This window comes from Mesorhizobium sp. Cs1299R1N1, from assembly GCF_037179655.1.
In the GTDB taxonomy this organism is placed as follows: Bacteria; Pseudomonadota; Alphaproteobacteria; order Rhizobiales; family Rhizobiaceae; genus Mesorhizobium; species Mesorhizobium salmacidum.
This window is the reverse complement of sequence record NZ_JAPYKR010000129.1, coordinates 1-455: the sequence shown is the minus strand read 5'-3', so window position 1 is coordinate 455 and position 455 is coordinate 1. Positions and strand designations below refer to the sequence as shown.

The window sequence follows — 455 nt, the reverse complement described above, 5'->3', positions numbered from 1 at the left end:
TTCTCGCGGAACTCGGGGCTCGACGGCGCGGCGTAGCCGCCGGTCGCGGCCCCGTCCTGCTGCGCCTCCTCGAAGTCGAGGAACACGAAGTTCGCGCCCATCGACTCGATCTGCTCGGCGACCTCCGGCCGGACGTCGAAGGCGTAGGTGATGGCGCCGAGCGAGGTCGCGGTGCCGATCGCGGCGAGGCCGGCGACGCCGGCGCCGATCACCAGCACCTTGGCGGGCGCCACCTTGCCCGCCGCCGTGACCTGGCCCGTGAAGAACCGGCCGAAATTGGCGCCCGCCTCGATGACGGCGCGGTAGCCGGCGATGTTCGCCATGGACGGCAGGGCGTCCATCTTCTGGGCGCGGCTGATGCGCGGCACCATGTCCATCGCGATGACGGCGGCGCCCGTCTCGGCGCAGCGCTTCAGCAGCTCCTCGTTCTGCGCAGGGTAGAAGAACGAGATCAG

Annotated in this window: 1 pseudogene; it reads right to left on the bottom strand. The window is 71.0% G+C overall.

What is annotated here, in order from left to right:
• A pseudogene (locus O7A70_RS34035) lies at positions 1–455 on the bottom strand (Re/Si-specific NAD(P)(+) transhydrogenase subunit alpha); the annotation flags it as partial.